Origin of the sequence: Tamlana sedimenti, assembly GCF_038148895.1 — a bacterium.
Taxonomy (GTDB): domain Bacteria; phylum Bacteroidota; class Bacteroidia; order Flavobacteriales; family Flavobacteriaceae; genus Tamlana.
In genome coordinates this window covers 67,625-89,548 of record NZ_JBBVGQ010000003.1, presented here as the reverse complement: position 1 = coordinate 89,548, position 21,924 = coordinate 67,625, and the positions used below count along the sequence as shown (strand labels likewise).

21 protein-coding genes are annotated in these 21,924 nt (G+C 36.7%); 6 read left to right on the top strand and 15 right to left on the bottom strand.

Annotation, left to right across the window (positions count from 1 at the left end; translation table 11 throughout):
• Positions 1 to 15: 15 nt before the first annotated feature.
• From WJN01_RS08750 to rpsA, 5 genes are all read right to left on the bottom strand, one after another.
• A complete protein-coding gene (locus WJN01_RS08750; protein ID WP_445196777.1) occupies positions 16 to 921 on the bottom strand; it encodes a ribonuclease Z in 906 nt (301 codons plus the stop codon).
• A 76-nt stretch (positions 922 to 997) separates the two neighbouring features.
• A complete protein-coding gene (locus tag WJN01_RS08745; protein ID WP_445196776.1) occupies positions 998 to 1,330 on the bottom strand; it encodes a ribonuclease Z in 333 nt (110 codons plus the stop codon).
• Positions 1,331 to 1,333: 3 nt separating this feature from the next.
• Positions 1,334 to 2,263: an aspartate carbamoyltransferase catalytic subunit gene (locus WJN01_RS08740; RefSeq protein ID WP_445196775.1), complete on the bottom strand. Its 930-nt coding sequence runs from the start codon at positions 2,261 to 2,263 to the stop codon at positions 1,334 to 1,336.
• Positions 2,264 to 2,269: 6 nt separating this feature from the next.
• Complete coding sequence (pyrR, locus tag WJN01_RS08735) at positions 2,270 to 2,809, bottom strand: bifunctional pyr operon transcriptional regulator/uracil phosphoribosyltransferase PyrR (protein WP_445196774.1); 540 nt, start codon at positions 2,807 to 2,809, stop codon at positions 2,270 to 2,272.
• Between the two features lie 253 nt (positions 2,810 to 3,062).
• Positions 3,063 to 4,904, bottom strand: a complete 1,842-nt coding sequence (gene rpsA / locus WJN01_RS08730; RefSeq protein WP_445196773.1) for a 30S ribosomal protein S1 — start codon at positions 4,902 to 4,904, stop codon at positions 3,063 to 3,065.
• A gap of 288 nt (positions 4,905 to 5,192) precedes the next feature.
• Between rpsA and WJN01_RS08725 the strand changes: the two genes are divergently transcribed.
• The 3 genes from WJN01_RS08725 (at position 5,193) to WJN01_RS08715 (ending at position 7,042) form a co-directional block, all read left to right on the top strand.
• The gene (locus WJN01_RS08725; RefSeq protein ID WP_445196772.1) at positions 5,193 to 5,573 is read left to right on the top strand and encodes a LysM peptidoglycan-binding domain-containing protein; all 381 of its coding nucleotides are present in this window, start codon (positions 5,193 to 5,195) and stop codon (positions 5,571 to 5,573) included.
• 89 nt (positions 5,574 to 5,662) lie between these two features.
• Positions 5,663 to 6,235, top strand: a complete 573-nt coding sequence (locus WJN01_RS08720; protein ID WP_445196771.1) for a GNAT family N-acetyltransferase — start codon at positions 5,663 to 5,665, stop codon at positions 6,233 to 6,235.
• Positions 6,236 to 6,328: 93 nt separating this feature from the next.
• Positions 6,329 to 7,042: a hypothetical protein gene (locus WJN01_RS08715; RefSeq protein ID WP_445196770.1), complete on the top strand. Its 714-nt coding sequence runs from the start codon at positions 6,329 to 6,331 to the stop codon at positions 7,040 to 7,042.
• A 26-nt stretch (positions 7,043 to 7,068) separates the two neighbouring features.
• On the opposite strand, the gene pelA is transcribed toward WJN01_RS08715, so the two are convergent.
• The 5 genes from pelA to WJN01_RS08690 form a co-directional block, all read right to left on the bottom strand.
• Entirely contained in the window at positions 7,069 to 9,354 is a 2,286-nt protein-coding gene (pelA, locus tag WJN01_RS08710; protein WP_445196769.1) for a pectate lyase, read from the bottom strand.
• A gap of 25 nt (positions 9,355 to 9,379) precedes the next feature.
• The gene (locus tag WJN01_RS08705) at positions 9,380 to 11,158 is read right to left on the bottom strand and encodes an alpha-L-rhamnosidase-related protein (RefSeq protein WP_445196768.1); all 1,779 of its coding nucleotides are present in this window, start codon (positions 11,156 to 11,158) and stop codon (positions 9,380 to 9,382) included.
• A 389-nt stretch (positions 11,159 to 11,547) separates the two neighbouring features.
• Positions 11,548 to 12,825, bottom strand: coding sequence for an APC family permease (locus tag WJN01_RS08700; protein ID WP_445196767.1), 1,278 nt, complete (start codon positions 12,823 to 12,825; stop codon positions 11,548 to 11,550).
• A 72-nt stretch (positions 12,826 to 12,897) separates the two neighbouring features.
• Positions 12,898 to 13,836 (bottom strand): family 43 glycosylhydrolase, encoded by a 939-nt coding sequence (locus WJN01_RS08695; RefSeq protein WP_445196766.1) that lies wholly within the window; start codon positions 13,834 to 13,836, stop codon positions 12,898 to 12,900.
• A 19-nt stretch (positions 13,837 to 13,855) separates the two neighbouring features.
• Entirely contained in the window at positions 13,856 to 14,842 is a 987-nt protein-coding gene (locus WJN01_RS08690) for an aldo/keto reductase (protein ID WP_445196765.1), read from the bottom strand.
• A 106-nt stretch (positions 14,843 to 14,948) separates the two neighbouring features.
• Between WJN01_RS08690 and WJN01_RS08685 the strand changes: the two genes are divergently transcribed.
• Positions 14,949 to 15,299, top strand: coding sequence for a hypothetical protein (locus WJN01_RS08685; protein ID WP_445196764.1), 351 nt, complete (start codon positions 14,949 to 14,951; stop codon positions 15,297 to 15,299).
• Here WJN01_RS08685 and WJN01_RS08680 read toward each other — a convergent pair.
• Positions 15,292 to 16,239: an NAD(P)H-dependent flavin oxidoreductase gene (locus WJN01_RS08680; RefSeq protein ID WP_445196763.1), complete on the bottom strand. Its 948-nt coding sequence runs from the start codon at positions 16,237 to 16,239 to the stop codon at positions 15,292 to 15,294. The two genes, WJN01_RS08685 and WJN01_RS08680, sit on opposite strands and share 8 nt — an antisense overlap.
• Before the next feature lie 176 nt (positions 16,240 to 16,415).
• On the opposite strand from WJN01_RS08680, the gene WJN01_RS08675 reads away from it, so the two are divergent.
• Positions 16,416 to 16,916: a nicotinate-nucleotide adenylyltransferase gene (locus WJN01_RS08675; RefSeq protein ID WP_445196762.1), complete on the top strand. Its 501-nt coding sequence runs from the start codon at positions 16,416 to 16,418 to the stop codon at positions 16,914 to 16,916.
• Here the strand turns inward: WJN01_RS08675 and WJN01_RS08670 are convergent.
• Positions 16,913 to 18,142, bottom strand: coding sequence for a class I SAM-dependent rRNA methyltransferase (locus WJN01_RS08670; RefSeq protein ID WP_445196761.1), 1,230 nt, complete (start codon positions 18,140 to 18,142; stop codon positions 16,913 to 16,915). The genes WJN01_RS08675 and WJN01_RS08670 overlap by 4 nt on opposite strands.
• Positions 18,143 to 18,266: 124 nt before the next feature.
• Here WJN01_RS08670 and WJN01_RS08665 point away from each other — a divergent pair, with 124 nt between their 5' ends.
• Entirely contained in the window at positions 18,267 to 18,764 is a 498-nt protein-coding gene (locus WJN01_RS08665; protein ID WP_445196760.1) for a nicotinate-nucleotide adenylyltransferase, read from the top strand.
• A gap of 68 nt (positions 18,765 to 18,832) precedes the next feature.
• On the opposite strand, the gene cydB is transcribed toward WJN01_RS08665, so the two are convergent.
• The 3 genes from cydB to WJN01_RS08650 form a co-directional block, all read right to left on the bottom strand.
• Positions 18,833 to 19,870, bottom strand: coding sequence for a cytochrome d ubiquinol oxidase subunit II (gene cydB / locus WJN01_RS08660; RefSeq protein ID WP_445196759.1), 1,038 nt, complete (start codon positions 19,868 to 19,870; stop codon positions 18,833 to 18,835).
• Between the two features lie 12 nt (positions 19,871 to 19,882).
• Positions 19,883 to 21,229, bottom strand: a complete 1,347-nt coding sequence (locus tag WJN01_RS08655; protein ID WP_445196758.1) for a cytochrome ubiquinol oxidase subunit I — start codon at positions 21,227 to 21,229, stop codon at positions 19,883 to 19,885.
• A 114-nt stretch (positions 21,230 to 21,343) separates the two neighbouring features.
• Positions 21,344 to 21,862 carry a lipocalin family protein gene (locus WJN01_RS08650; protein ID WP_445196757.1) on the bottom strand — a complete coding sequence of 173 codons (519 nt, stop codon included), beginning with the start codon at positions 21,860 to 21,862 and terminating at the stop codon, positions 21,344 to 21,346.
• Positions 21,863 to 21,924 lie beyond the last annotated feature (62 nt).

The following is a 21,924-nucleotide window of genomic DNA, read 5'->3' as shown; positions in this document are numbered from 1 at the left end:
TTAAGCCTTTTAAACCTAAAACTCAAAAAATTTACCATCTTCTGCTAATTCAACATTTTCGAATATTTCCTGAGCTTCTTTTTTGAATAAACTTAGACTGTCATATCGTGTTGAATAATGGCCTAGAATCAATGTGCCCACATGCGCTTTTTTTGCAATCAATGCAGCTTGTTTTGCCGTGGCATGCTTGGTTTTTGTGGCCAGATGCTTGTGCTGGTTTAAAAATGTGGACTCATGGTATAGCACATCCGTGTTTTCAATAATTGGAACAATTTCCTCTTTATAAATGGTGTCGCTGCAAAACGCATAACTTTTTGGTTTAGGTCCTGGTTTGGTTACAGTTTCGTTTTTTATGTGCACACCATCTTCATTTTCAACATCAAAACCTTGGGTGAGTTTTCTGTAGTAGGCCACATTGATGTTGGCTTTTTCGGCTGCTTTTCTGTTTAGCTTTCTCAGTCCTTCCTTTTCCTTGAACAAATACCCATTGGTGTATACCCTATGGTCTAAAGGAATAGTATGAACTTCTACTTTATCATCCTCAAAAATCAATTCAGATTGCTTGGAAGTCAATTCATGAAATATCAAATTATAGTTTGTCCATGAATCAGACAATTTCAATTGAAGCGTCACCACTTCCTTGATGCCTTTGGGCCCATAAATATGTAAATCAGTTTCGCGCGTGAGTAGCCTGAATGTAGAAATTAAACCAACCAATCCAAAAAAATGGTCGCCATGAAGGTGCGAAATAAAGATATGCTTAATCCTGCTGAACTTGATTTTATGCCTACGCAATTGCACCTGAGTGCCTTCACCACAATCGATTAAAAACATGTGGTTGTTAATTTCCAGCACTTGTGCAGTTGTATTGTTTAATGTTCTTGGAGTGGCACTGTAACAGCCTAAAATGGTTAATTTCATAATATTGTATGTTGTAAAGCTGTTAAGTTGTTAAGTCGAAAAAACTGCCAAACGACAAACAACTAAGCAACAAACATTAGAACCCTAAATCACGCTCCATTTCTTCCATTTCTATAATATCGTAAGCTTCTTGGATGGTAGGAACAACTACAATTTCATCTGGAACACTTTCGAGGTCTACCTTATCTGAAACGATTACAAAGGAATGCTTTGAACCTCTATGCTTGTTTGAAATTTGTAAAAACTCAACAATATCATCCAACCCAAGAGGTTTTAAGGATGTTAAAGCAACAATAACATTATCGTTTTTAAACTTTGGGTATAACTCGTTGAGTTTTTTAACCAGTTCTACAATCGTGGCTTTTTCTTGCGTAATTGTAGTTATGTTTCCGTCTTGGTCTAAAATCATAATTTACTGTTTAATTTTTGACGCCAATAAGTATATAACGGCCATTCTAACGGCCACACCATTTTGAACTTGGTCTAGGATTATGGACTGTTTTGAATCGGCCACATCACTCGTGATTTCAACACCTCGGTTTATGGGGCCGGGATGCATAATCGTAATTTCCTTGTCCAAAGAATCGAGCAATTCTTTGTTTACACCAAACTGTTGTGTGTACTCACGCGTGGATGGAAAATAACTAATATCCATACGCTCATTTTGAACACGTAGCATATTTGCTACATCACACCAATTTAAAGCTTTACGGAGATTAGTTTCAACTTTTACTCCAAGTTTATCAATGTATTTAGGCAATAGCGTTTTTGGCCCACAAACCATCACTTCGGCACCTTGAAGTTGGAGCGCAAATATATTTGACAGGGCTACCCTACTATGTAAAATATCACCAACGATAACCACCTTTTTTCCTTTCACCTCGCCCAGTTTTTCCCTTATGGAATAAGAATCCAGCAAGGCTTGTGTGGGATGTTCGTGGGCACCATCACCAGCATTGATGATTCGTGCATTGACGTGTTTTGACAAAAACACTCCTGTCCCTGGATTGGGATGACGCATCACAACCATATCCACTTTCATGGACAAAATATTGTTTACCGTATCAATTAAGGTCTCCCCTTTTTTAACCGATGATTGTGCCGAAGAAAAATTGAGCACGTCTGCGGACAAACGTTTTTCAGCCAATTCAAACGATAGTTTTGTTCTTGTAGAGTTTTCAAAAAACAAATTGGCAATGGTAATATCCCTGAGCGAAGGTACTTTTTTAATGGGTCGGTTGATCACTTCTTTAAAATGATCGGCTGTTTCAAAAATAAGTTGGATATCCTGTTGATTAAGATATTTAATTCCCAATAAGTGATCTACACTTAATTCGCTCATTCTATTTTATTTTTCAATTAAGTAAACCGAATCTTCTTTGTCGTGTTCTGCCCAGTTTACTTTTACTTTTTCGTTATTTATTACATCCACTTGTCGGCCTCTATAATCTGGCTGAATAGGTAAATGTCTGCTAAAACGCCTGTCTATAAGGGTTAATAGCTCAATTTCATTCGGTCTACCAAATGATTGTATTGCGGTTAAAGCTGCCCTGATGCTGCGTCCGGTATATAAAACATCATCAATAAACACAATGTTTTTATCTTCAACCAAAAAATTGATTTTCGTTTTATTGGCTTCAAGCGGCTTGTCGCCTCTTCTAAAGTCGTCGCGGAAAAAAGTAATATCTAAATACCCCAACTGGATATTTTTCACTTTATAATCTTCCCGTAAAATCTTGGCTAAACGGTCTGCCAAATACACGCCACGGGGCTGCAGCCCAATTAAAACAGTATCTGAAAAGTCGTTGTGTTTTTCAATAAGTTGACAAGCCAAACGGTGTAGAATGATGTTTACCTCTTTTGCGTTAAGTAAAACTTTTTGACTCATATAAAATCCAAACGTATCTGGAAAACAAAGGTAATGCAAAATTTTAGAAGTTGAAAGATGTTTTAATACATTACGTCATTACGAGGAAAGAATGACCGAAGTAATCTTTTGGATTGGACATATAATTTAACAGATTGCCTCATCATTTGTGCCTCTTTCCTCGCAATGACGAACAAAAAAGCCCCACATTTTGCGGGGCTTATAAGTTTTACTGAGACACTTCGACTGCGCTCAGTTTGACAAAAAAATCTAATTATTTTTTAGATTTCTTTCCATCCATTTTATCCTTAAGCGCTTGTAAAGCATCGTTGGCATCACCTAATGTTGGTTTTGCTTCTGCTGCTTGAGCTTCAGCCTTTTTAACAGCTTGCTTAACTATTTTAGCTTCTTCTGCTTTAAATACCGCAGTATGTGAAGCTACAACACGTTTAAACTCTTTGTTGAATTCAATGATTTTAAACTCAGCTTTCTCTCCTTTTTTAAGTTTGCTTCCGTCTTCTTTTTCAAGGTGACGAGCAGGTACAAAAGCAACGATATCTTCATTAAACTCTACAGTAGCACCTTTATCAACTATTTCAGAGATTTCAGCTTCGTGCGTAGTATCTAAAGCGAATTCAGTTTCATATTTATCCCAAGGATTGTCAGTCGTTTGTTTGTGACCTAAACTTAATTTACGTCCTTCAACATCCAACTCTAATACAACAACATCTAATTTATCGCCAACAGCACAGAATTCAGATGGGTGTTTAATTTTCTTGGTCCAAGATAAATCTGAAATGTAAATCAATCCGTCAATACCTTCTTCCAATTCAACAAAAACACCAAAGTTTGTAAAGTTACGTACAATACCTGTGTGCTTAGAACCTACTGGGTATTTCCCAGTAATATCTGTCCATGGGTCTGGAGTCAATTGTTTGATACCAAGTGACATTTTACGGTCTTCTCTATCAAGAGTCAAGATAACTGCTTCAACTTCATCGCCTACAGAAACGAAATCTTGTGCAGAACGTAAGTGTGTTGACCAAGACATTTCAGAAACGTGGATTAAACCCTCAACGCCATCAGCAACTTCAATAAATGCACCGTAATCTGCGATTACAACTACCTTACCTTTTACTTTGTCACCAACTTTGACTTCGTCAGCAAGAGCTTCCCATGGGTGTTTGCTCAATTGTTTTAATCCTAACTGGATTCTTGATTTATCTTCATCAAAATCAAGGATTACCACATTAAGTTTTTGGTCTAACTCAACAATCTCATTTGGATGGTTGATTCTAGACCAAGAAAGATCTGTAATATGAATCAATCCGTCAACGCCACCAAGATCAATAAATACACCGTAAGATGTGATGTTTTTAACAACACCTTCCAATACTTGGCCTTTTTCTAATTGACCAATGATTTCTTTCTTTTGTTCCTCAATATCAGCCTCAATAAGTGCTTTGTGTGAAACTACTACGTTTTTGAATTCGTGGTTGATTTTCACCACTTTAAATTCCATAGTTTTATTTACATACTGGTCGTAATCTCTAATTGGCTTAACATCAATTTGAGAACCTGGTAAGAACGCCTCGATGCCAAAAACATCTACAATCATACCTCCTTTAGTTCTGCATTTAACAAAACCATTAACGATTTCGCCAGTTTCGTGTGCTTTGTTTACACGATCCCATGCTTTAATTACACGCGCTTTTCTGTGAGATAATACCAATTGGCCTGTAGCATCTTCGCGTACATCAATTAATACCTCTACTTTATCGCCTACTTTTAAATTAGGGTTGTAACGAAACTCGTTTAAAGAAATAACGCCTTCAGATTTTGCGTTGATGTCAATAATGGCATCGCGGTCTGTGATATGAACCACTACACCAGTTACTACTTCATCATCTAAAGTGTCAACAAAGTTTTCCGCTACTAGTTTTTCAAATTCTTTTAATTGTTTGTCATCAACTTCATCAATACCTTCTTGGTAATTGTGCCAGTTAAAGTCTTTTAAGAATTTTTCAGGATTTGCTTGAGCTTCAGATACTTTTGGAGCTTCGGCAGCTTGTGCTTCAGTTGCTACAACTTCAGCTTGGTTTTCGTTTTCAGCCATATGCTGATTAATAATTTGTATTCTGTATGCCTCGGAAGTTTTAAGCGATTAACACACAGAAGTGTTATTTTTAGTTTAAATACAGTTCCTTCTATCTTTCCGACGATTCGCTAAAAGGAGTGCAAAATTAAACAATTTTATTATAATTACCTAAAAATGAGAAAATAAAAGCAATTGTGACTTTATGTTAATTCTTGTGTCTTAAAATTGAAAGAAATCTTAATGCTTTGATAATACTTTTAACACAAGAAATTCATATATTTAATACTCATTAAAAACTTAATAATTATGGCAGTAAAACAAAAATATCAGCCTGTTTTAGATCTAGGCGAAAAATTGAACATTCAAGATGGTGACGTTACCGTTGAAGGCGACATCCTTAAAATTAAAGGCACCGCTAAAACACAGTACGAAAAGAACATACTTTGGGACAAAATAAAAGAAATTGGAGGCGAAAACCCAAGCGACATAAAGGCTAACATTAAAGTGGCAGATGAAAGCGTTTATGCAAGACACATTGTGCAAAAAGGTGAAACTTTGGGAAAAATTGCCAAGCATTATTATGGTAATGCCGCCAAATATCAAGCCATATTTAAGGCCAATACCAATATTTTAAAGAACCCAGATTTAATTTATCCAGACCAAGAATTGGTTATTCCAAATCTATAAGATTCAAAAACATTGAAGCATCAAGCGAAACTGCAAAAGTTTCGCTTTTTTTATTTTATTAAATTTGAAAAGCATTCTTTTTAAACCTTATGGAAGCACCAACTCTGGAAAATCATCGTGTAAAACTAACGCTATTGGGCATGGGCAATTATAAGCATTTAACCGCCATTGCCAAAGAACCCAATTTAGTGCAATACTCCCCCAGTAAAATTGATACGCCCGAAGATTTAAAAGAATACGTTCAAGAAGCCGTTGATGCCTATTACCACAAAACCGCCATGCCCTTTATTATTTTTGACAAAGAAAAAAATGCCTATGCCGGCTGTACCCGTTTCGGACTCATTAATTGGAACAATAAAGTGTTGCATATTGGCTGGACATGGATTGGCAAAGATTTTCAAGGTACGGGACTAAATAAACACATGAAGTTTTTAATGTTGCAATATGCCTTTGAAACCCTAAAATTTGATAAAGTTGAATTTCGGGTTGATGAGCGCAACACAAAATCCAGAAAAGCCGTTGAAAAACTGGGTGCCAAACTGGAAGGTATTTTTCGAAAAGATGTGTTGATGTTGGATGGTTTTAAACGAAGCACCTGCTGCTACGGTATTTTAAGCGAAGAATGGGCAAAAATTAAACGTACTGTTTTTGGTGGGTTTTAGGGTATTGCGCTTATCAATAATAATTAAAAACTAGTTATCAACAATTTAGCCTGTAAGCATATTTTTTCTAATTTTAAAGAAACCTAAACAGTTATGCAAGTAGATATCCAAAAGCAATTATTAAAACAGCGCAACAAGCACAACAAGGGCGTAGATATTTTACAACAGGTGCAAGAGGTTTTGGCACAAGATTCCGCCCACGAAACTGCTATTAAAAACGCTTTGGTAGATAACACAACTAACCTTGAACACAACACCTTGAACCTAGATTTGCTGGAAACCAACCGGATTTTCCATATTGAGGATATTAAAAATATTTGTATTACCTACCGTTTACGTTTTTTGGAAAGCTATTTGTTTAAAAACGATATTCCAGCTGAAGCTATTAGTAAAATAAAACAATTGGAAAAAGCGCACAACACTACCCTAGGTGGTTTTAAAATTATGGCACCCAGCAAATTGTTCCGTTTAGAAAACTACGACGACCCTTTACTTTTTGCGCCCATTGGCAATGGCTATTACTATTTAATCCACAAATGGGGCAACGATTTAAGTGTGTGGCGCAAATGGCTTATGTATCCGTTTAGAAACCTGGACACCATTATTGTAAGTACCGTTGTGGCGGCCATTTTAATTGCCCTTAGTTTTCCGGAAAGCTATTACCACCCCGATTATAAAACCACGCAATTTATCTTTCTGTGCTTTTTTTGGTTTAAGGTTATTGGGTTCTGCCTCATTTTCTTTGGGGTAAGCCGAGGCAAGAATTTTAACTCCGCCATTTGGGATAGCCGTTATGTAAACCGTTAACGAGGGTTGGTACCAAATAAATAACATTAATCTTTAAAGTGCAAATCCATAAAATCTGCCATAACCTTAAAATCTCTTGGCAAAACGGCATGGCCTTCATCGTGCATGTAAAAACCCATATCGTTTAAAATGGCTTCTTCCAACGGGGGCTTATTATTATCGCCAACACCTTTTAATCCGTAAAGTTCATAAACAGTTTTTGCGGCATTAGCAGACACCCATTCTCCTGCAGAATCCGACCAAGTATCCGTTAAACCCACAACCTGTAATACAGGCCGCGGCGCGATAAGTGTCAAGAGCATGTGCCCGTCAACAGGCAGTTCATTTACCTTAAAAGCATAATCTGTATATCGTGGTGTATACCAATAATAATATCTAAATGGATTGGTTAAATCAGCAACAGTTTCTCCAAAGTTACGCCGACTTATAGACGCACCTCCTTCGCCTGAGACAATAGGGATGACCATGGCATAACGTTCATCAGAAGCACCTGCCCAAATTGCTGTTTTCCCTAAACGTGATACACCAGACACTGCTACTTTTTTGGTATCCACCTGGGGTATCGTTTCAAGTAAATCTATCACTTTTCCCAATCCCCACGACCAAGCGCTAATAGCACCCCAGGCATCGGGTTTAACATCGGCTTCATTAAACATGGAACGCACACCAAACGCCGCTCCACCTTTAAAGTCGGGCTCAATATCGCCATAATAAACCGTGGCCACGCCAAAGCCTCTTTCAATGAAGTATTTTGGATCGACATCCTTGATTAAATAAGCTTCCTTATCTGGAATTTGTAATTTCATTCTGGTATTCCATGCCATGCCTTCATCTATGCCTTCATCTTCATACAGCAACATATTAGGAGTAAAACTAATATGCAATAAAGTAGGCACAGCAACTTTGGCTTTAGCGGGAACACTGATGCAAACTCTAATTTCTGGAGCATCTACAACATCGGGGAATTTTATTCTGGCTTGTGTTCTTTTAGCCAAACCTTGCATGGTTGGCTTATCTTTTTCTATGACTTCAAAAACCGTATTTATTGTTTTGTTTGGAGTATAACCATGCTGATAGGTTTTAAATAATTGCAAGATTTCAGGACGCCTTACTTCTTCCCACTCTTTAATGGTTTTCACTGTTTTTCCATTTTGCAGTTTTAGTGGATTCGGCAAGGTGTAATTACCAACTTTTGCTTCATCAATGTTTGTGGGAGGTTGGCCATCCCATTGTCTTTCGTGAAGCCATTCTTTATATCTCTCAAATACTTTTGTCCCATTTTTATTATACCATTGATAGCCTTTGCGTCGTTCTAATTCAATCTCTTTAAGTTCATCCTTTATAATACCATCTCTGCCAGAAAACAAAGGCTTATTAGTGCCTATTTCATAATATCTAGCCCAAATGGGAGGCGCAGAAGAGTTCTTTTTTACTACAACATCATCGTCTGTTTTTAGCACTTCAATACCATTAATCTGTGCTTTCCGATACCACCCTACTCCAGATTTAACCGCTTGAACAACTTCTTCGGAAGGTTTACGGATATCCATTAATAACAGCAAAACATTGGCACTTTCACCACCACTTATAGCGGCAGGCTCAAAAGCTCTAGCTTGTTTGGGTTCATAGGTTATGGGGTCGCACTGTTGAGGCCATGCCGTAAGTTTTTCACCCACTTTAATCTGGCTTTTTAAAATGAAATCCAATCCTTTTGCATAGGCTTCCTTAGCTCTTTTTAAATTATCTTCTCCTATAATTTTAAAATCCGGCAACGTAATAACCTCATTAAGAAATGTCATTATATCCGTAATCACATCGTCATTAAAACTGGCATAATGGGAATAACTACTTTTAAAATCTGGATACGTTCTGGGCCATGCGCCACTTTTATATTGCGACTCTAAGATGAAGTTCAGTCCTCCAAGTATCGCCTTTTTGTAGCGTTCATCTTGAGTAGTTTTATACCCTCTAGCTAGAAAACGCATTTCGTTAAGCGATGCTTTCACTAAGGCTGCCTTATTCCCCCATTTTCCTATTCTGGTAGAATCGTCCTCAAACGGCAAGCGAGCTGTATTCATAAGTGGCCAACCTGTATTTTTGTATTGCCACGACAATATGTTTTCTGCAACGTATAACCCTTCATCAGAAGCATACCAACTATAAGGCTTTTTACTAACCGCTGTTTGCCACCAGTAAAAATTATCCAGATAATTAGTTTCACCACTTGTCTTTTTTTGCTCTTGGGAATAGCTGATGTTCATAAAAACCATCCAAAAAAGAATGATGAATTTAGTTGTTAATTGTTTATTCATGAATTTCTAATTTTTGAATGTCCCTCTAATTCTTGATAATCTCTATGCCTTCAGGAGCGTCTATTTCTGATTTAATTTGACCATTTTCAAGTTTAACATGTTTGACTTTCACAATGCCAAAAGGAGTCGGAAAAGTGCCTTCAACCCAATCCAAATCAACTAAATGAGGGTCTATTTTTAAGGTTTTACAACCTGCCTCCAGAACCTTTATTCCCAATACATTTTCCGTTAACCAGGCGGTGACTCCCGAAGACCAACCATGACATAAACTGTGCCTATAGCTTGGGTAACAATAGGCCCCAAAATCACCATGTATATCATTCATGCCTTCTGGAGTAATTTTATCAAGTCTTGCCGAGTTTTCCATCCACTCAATATTAAAGTCTTCCCAAAACGTGGTGGCCCCCATGTCTAACATCCCACCCCAATAATCATCAATAATATCCAAGGCTATATCCTGCTTACCGGCTAAAGACAAAGCATCTAGCATATATAGCCCATAAAAGGTTGAAAATCGTGCAGCTCCATCCACGGCAATAACTTCGTCACTTGCCTTTTTTGCATCCAGAATCCCGGCAACGGCCATCAGCGCCGCGGCCTGTTTTAAATTATTATGACTTTTAATATCCCGATTTAATTTTTCTATAGATTCATCACATTTGGACATGGCTTCATTTTCATTTAGAATGCCACATAACTTACGGGCATCTTTTAAAGCCCAAATTAAAAGCGCCCTAAAACCAGCTTCAACGCCCTCTTTATTGGGTGTTGATGGCCAATCCAGAAAACGGAATTTCCCTAAATTTTCCGAGCCATCTTCTTCAATTCCTGAATTTATTTGATCTATTAATCCTAAGATATAGGCTCTATGTTTGTCGAGAAACTCTGTATCCGCATTTTGCATAAACCATTCATAATGTATAATCAAATACCAAAAGGAATAGGATGCCATACCATTCATCCAATTTGGCAGTGGATATTGCTCGCAAGCCAAATCAAGACTTTTCGGAACCACCTCGTTGTAGCCGAAAACTTTGGTAATAGTTGCCAATTCGGGATGAAAATCTCCAAGCCAAACCAATCGGTCGCGCTTAATACCATCCCATAAATATTCCTGCATATTTAAATGCGTAGTGTAGGCTCCCGTTAACCAAATGGAATCCAGTCTGGAATTACTGCTATTGAATGACCCCAAATAAGGAATATCCCGATATCTAAGAATGGCCCTAGCCTCTTTCAAATTTATTAATGTGCTTGGTTGCAATAAATCTATTCTAACAAAACGAAATCCTGTATTTCCTATTTCTATTAAGCCGGTTCTAGGTATTTCCATGACGATATCACGCTTGGCATGGTCATCAGTAGAGAAGCCCATTAACCAATCTGAATTATAAGTATCACTATTGGCTTCACCAACAGATTCCCCAAACCGAATCCTAACCAATGAAGGTTCTCTGCGCGAAGAACCTCCCATAACCAGTTGAAGTCCACCATGCAATTCTTTACCATAATCCAATAAAATAGAAGCTGTATCTTTTTCGGTCGTTTTTATGGAACAAAATTGGGTTTGCCTGCTCATATCAGATTGACTATTCCCCCTTTTCAATAAAACTTGTGTGTTTTTAATAAATCCACCTGCTTTATCAGACGTCCACATAACACGAATTGGAGAAATAAATGTTCTTGTTAATTCGTCCTTTTGAGCAATGGAATCATATTCTAGACCAAATACTGGTGGTAATTGTGCGTATGCTGTTGTAGTGATTAAAAAGAATAAAAGCCAATAGGGAAGTTTTATTTTCATTTTTTGGTGGAAGTTTTGATCATATAAAACTTAAGTTAGTTTTGCTTTAAGGTTATTCTCAAATATAACACTTCTTTTAATTAATTATTAGAAAACATCACACTAGCAATTTGACTTATAAAAGTTTATAAACTAATGACTTTAATGCTTCCTAAGAACTAAAGCCCAATCAGTTTCTGTGCTTGGCGGCCGAAATAACGTTGGGGCATTTTGAGTAGCTGTAATAGAATTATAGATTTAAGGTTTTGGCTGATACCCGTTTTATCATCAATTCATTTTACTTGATTATAGGGGCCTTCAGCTAATTGTATTGAAAAGGTATTTCCTAAAGATGAAAACGCTTAATACTGTTAAAAAAAGAAGGGCTAAATAGATGCTGATGTTTTTCATTAATCATTTTCATTTTTTTTATAAATCCATTCGGCCAAGAAGCATACCAAAACTATAACTGCCGAAACCACGACTCCTATAAAATTTGAGGTATACTGTTGGTTTATTAAAACAACAGAAGCCACCATACACAGCACAAAACCAATTAAAGGAATGGCTTTATTGCTTTGTGTTTCCTTTGATAATCTATAGTTAGCCAAATTAACAATGCTAAAAATGATTAAAAAACCAACACTTCCCGCTGTTGAAATGCTTTCCAAATCTAGCGTATTCACCAAAATTAAGGTCGCTACAGAGGTAACCAACAAGCCAATGGGCTGGTTCCATAATTTAAAGGTGAAATGTTCGGGTAGTTCGTCATCTTCAGCAATTTCATAGTTCACTCGACTTCCTCCATAAAGCGATGCGTTAATGGCTGAAAACGTTGAAATTAATGCGGCGATGGTGATGATGGAAAAGCCAATACTTCCTAACATCGGTTTTGCTGCTTCGGCCAAAACGTAATCCTCGGCTGTCTTAATTTTATCAAAAGATAGAGAACCTACCGTTACCAAGGCAATAACAACATACAGAACAATGACGAAGATTACCGAATAATAATAGGCTTTCGGAATGTTTTTATCCGGATTTATAAGATTTCCGGCAACATTGGCAATGAGTTCAAAACCTTCATAAGCAACAAAAATAACCATCCCACCAGCAAACAATTTTACAGGCGTTTGCCAATTAGAAAGTGCCAACTGCGTTAAGTTAGGATTGCCAAACAGGCCATAAGCACCAATAGCTACAAAAGCCAAAAGAATTATAAGTTTAATGATTACAGCAAAGGATTCTATTTTGCCAACAACAGCAATACTGTAATAGTTGATGGCCGTGGCAAAAATGATGATGAAGCTGCTGTAGATATGAAAATCGAGGGTTTTGTCGGGAGTGATTTCCCATAAATTGGGCGCATAAGAGCCAAATGCCGATGCATACAACGATAACATGATAATATAACTGACCCAAAGTAGATTGTTAATTCCTCCACTAAAAACAGATTTTCCAAATCCTTGGTTTATAAATTTAACCGTACCACCACTTTCAGGATATTTTTTGGATAAATGAACATAGCTGTACGATGTAATCAATGCCAAAAGACCCGCCAATAAAAAAGCGACTGGTGTACCACCCTGCGCCAATGAAACGGCAAGCCCCAATACCGCGAAAATACCGCCACCAACCATGCCACCAACACCTATGGAAATAGCGTCTTTTAATTTTATTTTATCACTCATTTGTACCTTTTATTTAGCTTAAATCAATCCCCCCCCCACAAATATATTGGTGTGCTTGGGTTTTATAAGTAATCACTTAGTTGGTATGACGGGTTGAATTGTGCCATCTTTATTGTAATAAAGCTTATCAAAGCAAATTGATCTTCTATATGGATGCGGACTATCTTTATGCCCCCAACCAAATTTGGGTATTGCACTAGGATTATTTCTAAAATATAAATCGGAATTGTGATAAAACATATACCATTGCCCCTTATATTCTACAATTGAATGATGGTTGGTACCACTGTTCATTTTGGGCAAAATAACACCTTTATATTTAAATGGCCCTAAAGGATTATTGCTCATACCATATTTTATTTCACCACTTTCACCTACATAAGACAAATAATAATTACCTGCGTATTTATGCATCCATACAGCTTCAAAAAAATCATCTGCCCCTTCTAGTAAGTATACCTTTCCATCATATGAAATCATGTCTTCATTAAGCTTAATAGCATTAACTATTAGTTGTCCCATGTACAAATAGGCTTGTCCGTCATCATCAATAAAAACAGCAGGATCTATAAAATCGCGATTACAAACAACGCCTTCCGAATTCGTATGAATCAGCGGTTCATTCAATGGATCTTTAAATGGACCATAAGGTTTATCTCCAACAGCAACGCCAATTTTACTATGTTCTACAGGATAATAAAAATAATACTTACCATTTCTATATATACAATCTGGCGCCCAAGCCTGAAACGTTGCCCAATTTAAATCATTTAAAGAAAAAGCAACCCCGTGGTCCGTCCAAGTTTTCATGTCGGTTGTAGAAAAAACATGCCAATCTTCCATAGTGAATTTAACGGCATCATCTTTATCGTGAGAAGGAAAAACGTATAGCGTGTCATTAAATACTCTGGCTGAAGGGTCTGCAGTGTACATATGTGTAATAAATGGGTTTTGAGCAAACCCTTGAATTACCATTAAAACCAATAAAACGGTAAGACTAAATATTTTCATTTTTCAAATTATTGAATTATTAATACCCACCACGTATGTGTTGGTGAACATGGTTTTTATAAAATTCCTTTAATTGTTCATGTGTTTGGGGTGATAAATGCTCTAAATTTGAAACTGCGGCATTACCAATAACTTGTTTTGGTGAGCTTGCCCCAGGAATGATGGTACTCACCGCATCATGGTCCAATATCCAACGCAAGGACAATTGCACCATGGTTAAATCATCAGAAAGAATATCTTTTTTAATGGTTTCAACAAGTTCTACACCTTTTTTAAAAGGCAATCCGGCAAACGTTTCACCCACATTAAAAGACTCACCATCTTTATTGAAATTTCTATGGTCATTTTCTGGAAACGTCGTTTGGGTGTTGAATTTTCCAGTCAATAAACCACTGGCTAATGGTAGTCGAACAATAATACCAACGCCCTTTTCTTTAGCCACTGGGAATAATTCCGAAACCAATTTCTGCCTAAAAATGTTAAAAATAACCTGCAGAGACAGCAAGCCTTCTTGCTTCATACAAATTAGTCCTTCTTCAACCGTTTCAACACTGGCACCAAAATGTTTGATGAGTCCTTCAGCTTGCAAATCTCGCAGCCAATTAAAAACTTCACCGTCTTTTAAATATTGGGATGGAATGCAATGCAATTGCAACAAATCCAAAGTATCTACCTGTAAGCGCTTCAAAGAGCCTTCAACGGTTTTTCGTAAAACATCTTTTGAATATTTATCGGGATAAGCATTTCCTGCCCTTCCGAATTTGGTAGCCACACGAATCGGGACGTCGCATGTTTTTAAAAATTCTCCAATAAGGGTTTCACTTTTACCATTGCCATAAACATCGGCCGTATCAAAAAAAGTGATGCCATTTTTAACAGCTTCATTTAAAATTTCAAATGCATTATCTTTCGAAATGGCTTCGCCCCAATCTGCTCCCAATTGCCAGCAACCTAAACCGACTTCACTAACTTCAAAACCCTTTTTACCTAATATTCTGTCTTTCATCTATTTAATTTTTTGCAGTAACTTATTTTTCAGATATTCTAAATCGTATTGATAAAGATTCATTAAAATTACATTTATTAAATTGAAAACATCGTTTAAAATAAAAATGTTTGCCTTAATAATGGCCTTGTCTTTTTGCGGTTATTGTCAAGCCCAGTTTATATCCGTGGACGATGAATTGCATTTTGGGGCAGGCGTTTTAATATCGGGTGCCACTTACGGTGTAGTGTACACAGCAACAAAGGACAAGAAAAAAGCGTTTTGGTATAGTTTGGGCGCTTCGGTACTTGCCGGTGTTGCCAAGGAAGCTGTGGATAGCCAAGAAAAAAATGATAAATTCGATACTGGTGAAGCCATTGCCACAGGAATTGGTGGACTAGTAGTTAGCACAACTTTAAACCTATTTGTTGGGAAACGAAAAGCCAAAAAACGCAAGGAAATGGTTTTGGTTAACTGACCAAACGTTTGATGATTTCTTTAGTTGGTAGAATTTTTTTGGTGTGCTGAATACTTGGGCCAGCTACCCAAACTGTTTTATAGGTAGCCTGTTTTGCAGCCTTTTCGGTAGCCCGCATACCAATTGAAAACCGAATCATTTTCACCCACTTTTTAAGCTTTTTGTTTTTATTCAAAATGGATTCCAGCCACGTTTGTTTCGTGCCTATTTTCTGAACGTATGGTGTGTTTATAACGGTGCAAGGTGTACCTGAAATGCGCTCTGTCATTACAATATCATCGGCACCATAATCCACACAGGCTTGTTTGTATTCCTCAGTTACATTGGCTTCCTCTGAGGCAATAAATGGACTTCCCACAGAAACCCCGGCTGCACCATAGCCCAACATTTTATCAACATCAGCCTTGCATCCTACACCACCAGCAGAAATAATGGGAATCTTGCAATGGGCAGTTAATTCCTTGATTAGTTTTTCAGGAGCAATGTTTCCACGATGTCCTCCAGCCTCATTGTTTACGGCAATTATGGCATCTGCACCCAAATCTTCCACCTTTTTGGCAAACTTTAAATCTACCACATCACAAAACACCTTGATACCAACTTCATGTGCGCGATTAATGGTTTCGGCAGGACTGCCCAATGACGTAATGATAAAATCACAGCCTTCTTCACAAATCACATCCAACTGCCCTTTATATTTTACGTTGGATATGTTTACAATGAGGTTAAACCCAAACGCCCCTCCTATTGGCTTGGCAGCTTTTAACTCACGTAAAGCTATTTTCAATTCATCGAGTGTTCGGTAATTCAGTGCAGGAATACAACCCGCAATACCATTATTCATGGCTTCCTTTACCATGGCCACATTTGAAACCAAAAACATGGGTGCTTGAATTATAGGATGCTTAATTTGGAGCAATTTGGTAAGTTCAGTTTCCATGGTTAAATTGATTTCAACAAATATATAAAATATTATGCATGCATAGTATTTGATAATCAATTAGTTGCAAAATAATACTTCGATAATTTATAAATATCTGATTACATGATATTTATCATATTTTTATTATGCATGCATAATTATTTTTGACAATCAAATTTATTAATTCCTTTACCATGAAAAATATATTTTTAGCTGTAATGACTTTAGTTTTTGTCGTTAAAGCCTACCCACAAACCGTTAACTTACCCGAAACAATCATTACTATTAATTCAGATTATTTAAACGCTGTCAACACAAACCATTCCAACGATTATGTAGCCAAACTAGAACAAGCTATATTGAATTATAATCATTCGGACATTTCGCAACTTTATGATGATAAAAATGATATATACAATGTATCATTTAAACTACCTGATGGTGAAATAGTTGTATCTTTCAATAAAGATGGAAAAATAATTAAAACCTTTGAAAAATATAAAAATATGCGTTTACCGCTAGGTGTTATGAAAACCATTGCCGAAAAATATCCGGGTCATGGTATTATAGAGGGTGTTTATCTTATTAAATACCACAGCCAAAAAGAGATGCTACAACAAGAATATAAAATTAAACTCAAAAACAACGATAGTATTCTTACCGTTAAAATAAACGAAAAGGGAGAGTTTCTCTAGTTGATAAAACGGTAATATCCACATTTTAAGTAGGTGCCTTCAGGAAAACCGATGGGGTGATCAATATCATGAAAGGTTTGCAGAATGAGGTCAAATCTCCTGTTCGATCTATTTAAAACTTGATGATTAATATCGAAAAATGCTTGTGAAACCACACGGGATGAACAAGACGCCAAAACCAGTAAACCATTCTTTGCTGTTAGTTTTTCGCCCAATTCAGCCAATTGGGCATACTTTTTTTTTGCCAATTCTATTTCCGAAGCTTGTTTGGCAAAACTAGGGGGATCAATCACAACCACATCAAAAGTAGTTTTCGTTTCAATAAGCTTATTGAGTTCTTCAAAAGCGTCGCCAGCAATGGTTTTATGGATTCCCGAGTAATCATTTAATTTTCCGTTTTCAATAGCGATTTCCAAAGCTTGTTTGCTGATATCTAAACTGGTTACTTCCTTTGCCCCATTTGCCAATGCATGCACCGAAAAACCTCCTGCATAACTAAACACATCCAAAACTGTTTTGTTTTTGCTCCACTCACCCACTTGCTTTCTGTTGGCACGATGATCTAAAAAATAACCTGTTTTATGCCCCTTAATTACATTTGCTGAAAAGTTCACCCCATGTTCCACAAACTCCACCACTTCATTTTCAAGTATTCCATAAACAACCTCGTCGTCTTTTAATTGATGTGATTTTGAATTTTCCAAACTTCGGCTTAACCGAATAACTACAGTTTGGGCGTTGGATGTTTCCTGTAAACTAGGAAGAACCATTTCTAAATAAGGCAACCAAATTTCAGAATATAGCTTTACCACCAAAACAGATGCATATACATCGGCTATCAATCCGGGAAAACCATCATTTTCACCAAATATTAAGCGATAACTGTTGGTATTTGTTTTTAATAATGGTGTCCTTTTTTGGAAAGCCTCTTTAATTTTCCTTTGAAAAAACGTGGCATTGATTTCAACTTTTTCAGTTCCACTGTGCAGCATCTTTATTTGGATTGGCGAATCTCTATCATATAAACCCAAACCAATTACCCGATTTTTGTTTTTACTAAATATAATGGCCAAATCGCCAGTTTTGGCATCATCATTTATTTTGGCAATGCTATTTGAAAACACCCATGGATGCCCTTTTAAAACAAACTGTTCGCCTTTTGCATTAAGCTTAATCGCCAGTCGTTTTGGGGTGTATTTAGATTTTATTTTATCGGAAAAAAGCATTTCAAGATTTTGCTTGCAAAGAAACTAATTTATTTGTCCATTTCTTTATCTCGCTGATATATATCATTGCGGGCGTAGTATTTAACAAATAAATTTAGCCTATTAACCTTAAAATCTTTGTATCATGAAAAAATTAATTTTTAGTCTGATTGGTTTTGGCCTTTCTCTAGGAATGTATGCGCAAATACAATTACCTGAGGTAGAAATTACGGCCGTAAACTATAAATACCTGAACAGTGTAGACAGCGGAGACAATGATTTGTCCGTTCAGATGTTAGAAGAACAAGTAGCTATGTATGATTTGAAAAATTCTGATCTTTATAGTGATGAATATGACACTTATACCGTGTCGTTCTATATTCCACAAGGAAAGATATTGGCTGCTTACGATAAAAATGGAAAAGTAATTCGAACTATTGAAAGATTTAAAAATATTAAACTTCCAAAAGATGTACGCGATGCGCTTGCTACCAGATTCCCAAATTGGGATTTAGACAAGGATGTATATTCAGTTACTTACCATACCGTAGGTCCTAATGTGAAAAAACAATACAAGGTGAAACTTACCAACGGCGATGAAGTTGTTAGAGTAAAAATAAATGAAGAAGGTGATTTTCTTTAATTAATTAACACCTTGAAAACAAAAAGCGCAATCAAAAATGGTTGCGCTTTTTGTGATTATTGCCCATACTAATAACTTGTATCGTCCAATTTAACTTTACCGTGAAAGGTTTTATATAAAAACAGGAAATAGGCGGTTAAAAGCGGTGCGCCAATAACCACGATGGTTAACATAATCCCTAATGATTTTTGTGATGAAGCAGCATTGTATATGGTTACACTAAACTTTGGGTCGATGGTTGATGGCAACAAAACTGGATACAACTGAAAAGCGACCAACATTAATAAAAATGCCATAATTAATGAGGAAAACACCATGGCAAAAGCATACTTTTTCTTTGAAACCAGTCTTGGCACGTTAGCAACGGCCAAAAACGCCAATAAGGGTAAAATGAAAAACACGGGTTGCTCTTTAAACTTATCGGTTACCCCGTGAATAAAAACTAATGTGTATAATGAAGTCACCGCAAAGCTGACGATGAAAAATATCATCCCTTTCTTCAACAAAAACGAAAGCCTGGCATATAAACGCCCTTCTGTCTTTAAAAGAAGAAATATAGCGCCCTGCGTCATAAAAATGGACAAGGTTGTAAACCCAACTATAACGGCATAAGGGTTTAAAAACGAAAAGAATATACCGCCTTTATAAGTGAAATTCTCATGAATTTCAAAACCTTGTAAAACGTTGCCCAGTACTACACCCAATAAAAAAGCGATAAGCGTATTTGATGAAAAATAAATAATATCCCATGTTTTTCGCCACCAAAGCATTTCTTCCGCACTTCTAAATTTTATGGCTGCAGACCGTAATACCAACAACATCAAAAATATCATAAATGGAATATACATCGCAGACAACATTGTGGCGTACATAACAGGAAAACCCGCAAATAATGAACCACCACCAATAATTAACCAAACTTGGTTGGCATCCCAAAGTGGGCCTATAGCATTAATGGCTATTCTTCGGCTCAAATCCTTGCGCAAAAATAAATGCCAAGCACCTGCACCGTAATCAAAGCCCTCCAAAATGGCATATCCGGAAAACAAAAGCCCAACCACCAAATACCAAAGCGTTGGATAATCTATACCTAAAAACGTTTCCATAATCAATGCCTTTTAAATAATTTCATATTGGTGTTCTGCCTCGTCATACGGCCCATGCTTTATCTTTTTATTCAAGGAATATAGAAATAATAATAACAAGAGTGCATAAACCACAGTGAACAGAACAAGTGAAAATACAATTTGATTGGCGGTCACTTCTTGCGAAAACCCTTCACTTGTTCTTAAATGACCATAAACAATCCATGGCTGTCTGCCCATTTCAGCGGTAAACCAACCTACCTGATTGGCTATTTGAGGTAAAATCACCGAAAATGCAAATATTTTAAGCAGCCATTTCTTTTCAAACAATATTCCTCGCCACCATAAAAAACTGGCATAAAAGGTTAATGCGATTAAGAATAGCCCAATAAAAATCATAATATGATAAAACTGAAACACAGCATTTATCTGCCCTGGCCTATCTTCTTTTGGGAAAGCATTTAAACCAGTAATTGGCGCATCAAAATTTTGATGTACCAAAAATGACAATCCGCCAGGTATGCTTAATCCTGTAACTTTTTGCGATTCGTTGTCAACCCAGCCGAACAAATATAAATCGGCAGGGGCAGATTTATCGTAGTGTCCTTCCATGGCTGCCAATTTTGCTGGTTGGTTTTCTGCCACACCATCAGCTGAACTATGACCTGAAATTAATTGGGTAAAGGACACAATCGTAGCCACCAACAGGGCTATTTTAAAGGCTTTTTTTGAGATTTCAATATACTTTCCTTTTAAAAGATAATATGCATGAACGCTTAACACCAAAAAAGCGCCTGCTAAAAAGGCCCCTTGCCAAACATGAATAATTCTGTCTACACTCGAAGGATTAAAGACCATAGCCCAAAAATCAGTGACTTCTGCCCTAGCATTAAAACCTTCACCAACAATATGGTATCCGGCAGGTGTTTGTTGCCAACTGTTGGCCACCACTATCCAAATAGCAGAAAACATAGAGCCTAAAAATACGCCAATGGCCGAAATAAAATGGACTTTAGGAGATACACGATTCCATCCAAAAATTAAAATACCCAAAAACGTACTTTCCAAACCGAACGCGAACAAACCTTCTGCCGCCAATGCGCTACCAAAAATATCTCCGACATATCTTGAATAAACCGCCCAATTTGTGCCAAATTCAAATTCCATAATGATTCCCGTGGCCACGCCAATACCAAAGGTTATTGCAAATATCTTTAACCAAAAACGCGTGAGAACTTCGTATTCCTTTTTACCTGTTTTAAGATACAGGCCTTCCATAATAACCATGATTAGACCAATACCAATACTTAACGGAGGATATATATAGTGAAACGCAACAGTGAAGGCAAATTGAATTCTTGCTAAAATCTCTACATCCATAGCTTCTTTGTTTCGAGCAAAAATACGTTACAGCAAGGCAAGTATTGTAATAATTATCACAAAAAAGGCGCAACCAAAATGGTTGCGCCTTTTTCATTTAATTTTTTATAAAGATTATTGTCTTTCGAAAAATAGAACAGCATCTATATCCGCAATAATGCTAACGCCAGATTGCGATAAATCTTGTTTTTCTGCTATAGATAAAACCAAAGAAGATTCCGTAAGTTCTTCAATTTTCATTTTCCCTTGATCCCCATTGGCATTGGTTATTATTTCTCCATTGACCATTTCCCATGTGCCTGTTACTAAGCCCTCAATATTGTCAATGTTTTGTGTTGATGTTTGTCCTAATGTTGTTGTAGTTAGTTTAAGACTAAATGAGCCCATGGATATTAAGTTATTTGGGTTTTCTTCAAAAGTAATGGTATAATTCATATTGTAAGCCTCTCCTGTAAAGTCACTTTTTAAAGTTTGACCTTGGGCAGTAGTAACGGTCTGGCCAGTATAAGTATAATCTACCATATCCCATATACCAACAATATCTCCAGATATTTGTGGAATAGGATCACCGTCCTCAGTACAAGAAGTAATTATTAAAGCTAGTGCTACAAAAAATAAGTTTAGTTTTTTCATGATTTTTGACTTGGTTTGTTAAAGGCACAATAATAGTAAGAATTATTTTATAAAAAAAGTGC

Excerpts from the sequence above, each read along its gene's own strand:
- WJN01_RS08750 (WP_445196777.1), bottom strand. The coding sequence starts at position 921 with ATGAAATTAACCATTTTAGGCTGTTACAGTGCCACTCCAAGAACATTA.
- WJN01_RS08745 (WP_445196776.1), bottom strand. The coding sequence starts at position 1,330 with ATGATTTTAGACCAAGACGGAAACATAACTACAATTACGCAAGAAAAA.
- WJN01_RS08740 (WP_445196775.1), bottom strand. The coding sequence starts at position 2,263 with ATGAGCGAATTAAGTGTAGATCACTTATTGGGAATTAAATATCTTAAT.
- pyrR (WP_445196774.1), bottom strand. The coding sequence starts at position 2,809 with ATGAGTCAAAAAGTTTTACTTAACGCAAAAGAGGTAAACATCATTCTA.
- rpsA (WP_445196773.1), bottom strand. The coding sequence starts at position 4,904 with ATGGCTGAAAACGAAAACCAAGCTGAAGTTGTAGCAACTGAAGCACAA.
- WJN01_RS08725 (WP_445196772.1), top strand. The coding sequence starts at position 5,193 with ATGGCAGTAAAACAAAAATATCAGCCTGTTTTAGATCTAGGCGAAAAA.
- WJN01_RS08720 (WP_445196771.1), top strand. The coding sequence starts at position 5,663 with ATGGAAGCACCAACTCTGGAAAATCATCGTGTAAAACTAACGCTATTG.
- WJN01_RS08715 (WP_445196770.1), top strand. The coding sequence starts at position 6,329 with ATGCAAGTAGATATCCAAAAGCAATTATTAAAACAGCGCAACAAGCAC.
- pelA (WP_445196769.1), bottom strand. The coding sequence starts at position 9,354 with ATGAATAAACAATTAACAACTAAATTCATCATTCTTTTTTGGATGGTT.
- WJN01_RS08705 (WP_445196768.1), bottom strand. The coding sequence starts at position 11,158 with ATGAAAATAAAACTTCCCTATTGGCTTTTATTCTTTTTAATCACTACA.
- WJN01_RS08700 (WP_445196767.1), bottom strand. The coding sequence starts at position 12,825 with ATGAGTGATAAAATAAAATTAAAAGACGCTATTTCCATAGGTGTTGGT.
- WJN01_RS08695 (WP_445196766.1), bottom strand. The coding sequence starts at position 13,836 with ATGAAAATATTTAGTCTTACCGTTTTATTGGTTTTAATGGTAATTCAA.
- WJN01_RS08690 (WP_445196765.1), bottom strand. The coding sequence starts at position 14,842 with ATGAAAGACAGAATATTAGGTAAAAAGGGTTTTGAAGTTAGTGAAGTC.
- WJN01_RS08685 (WP_445196764.1), top strand. The coding sequence starts at position 14,949 with ATGTTTGCCTTAATAATGGCCTTGTCTTTTTGCGGTTATTGTCAAGCC.
- WJN01_RS08680 (WP_445196763.1), bottom strand. The coding sequence starts at position 16,239 with ATGGAAACTGAACTTACCAAATTGCTCCAAATTAAGCATCCTATAATT.
- WJN01_RS08675 (WP_445196762.1), top strand. The coding sequence starts at position 16,416 with ATGAAAAATATATTTTTAGCTGTAATGACTTTAGTTTTTGTCGTTAAA.
- WJN01_RS08670 (WP_445196761.1), bottom strand. The coding sequence starts at position 18,142 with ATGCTTTTTTCCGATAAAATAAAATCTAAATACACCCCAAAACGACTG.
- WJN01_RS08665 (WP_445196760.1), top strand. The coding sequence starts at position 18,267 with ATGAAAAAATTAATTTTTAGTCTGATTGGTTTTGGCCTTTCTCTAGGA.
- cydB (WP_445196759.1), bottom strand. The coding sequence starts at position 19,870 with ATGGAAACGTTTTTAGGTATAGATTATCCAACGCTTTGGTATTTGGTG.
- WJN01_RS08655 (WP_445196758.1), bottom strand. The coding sequence starts at position 21,229 with ATGGATGTAGAGATTTTAGCAAGAATTCAATTTGCCTTCACTGTTGCG.
- WJN01_RS08650 (WP_445196757.1), bottom strand. The coding sequence starts at position 21,862 with ATGAAAAAACTAAACTTATTTTTTGTAGCACTAGCTTTAATAATTACT.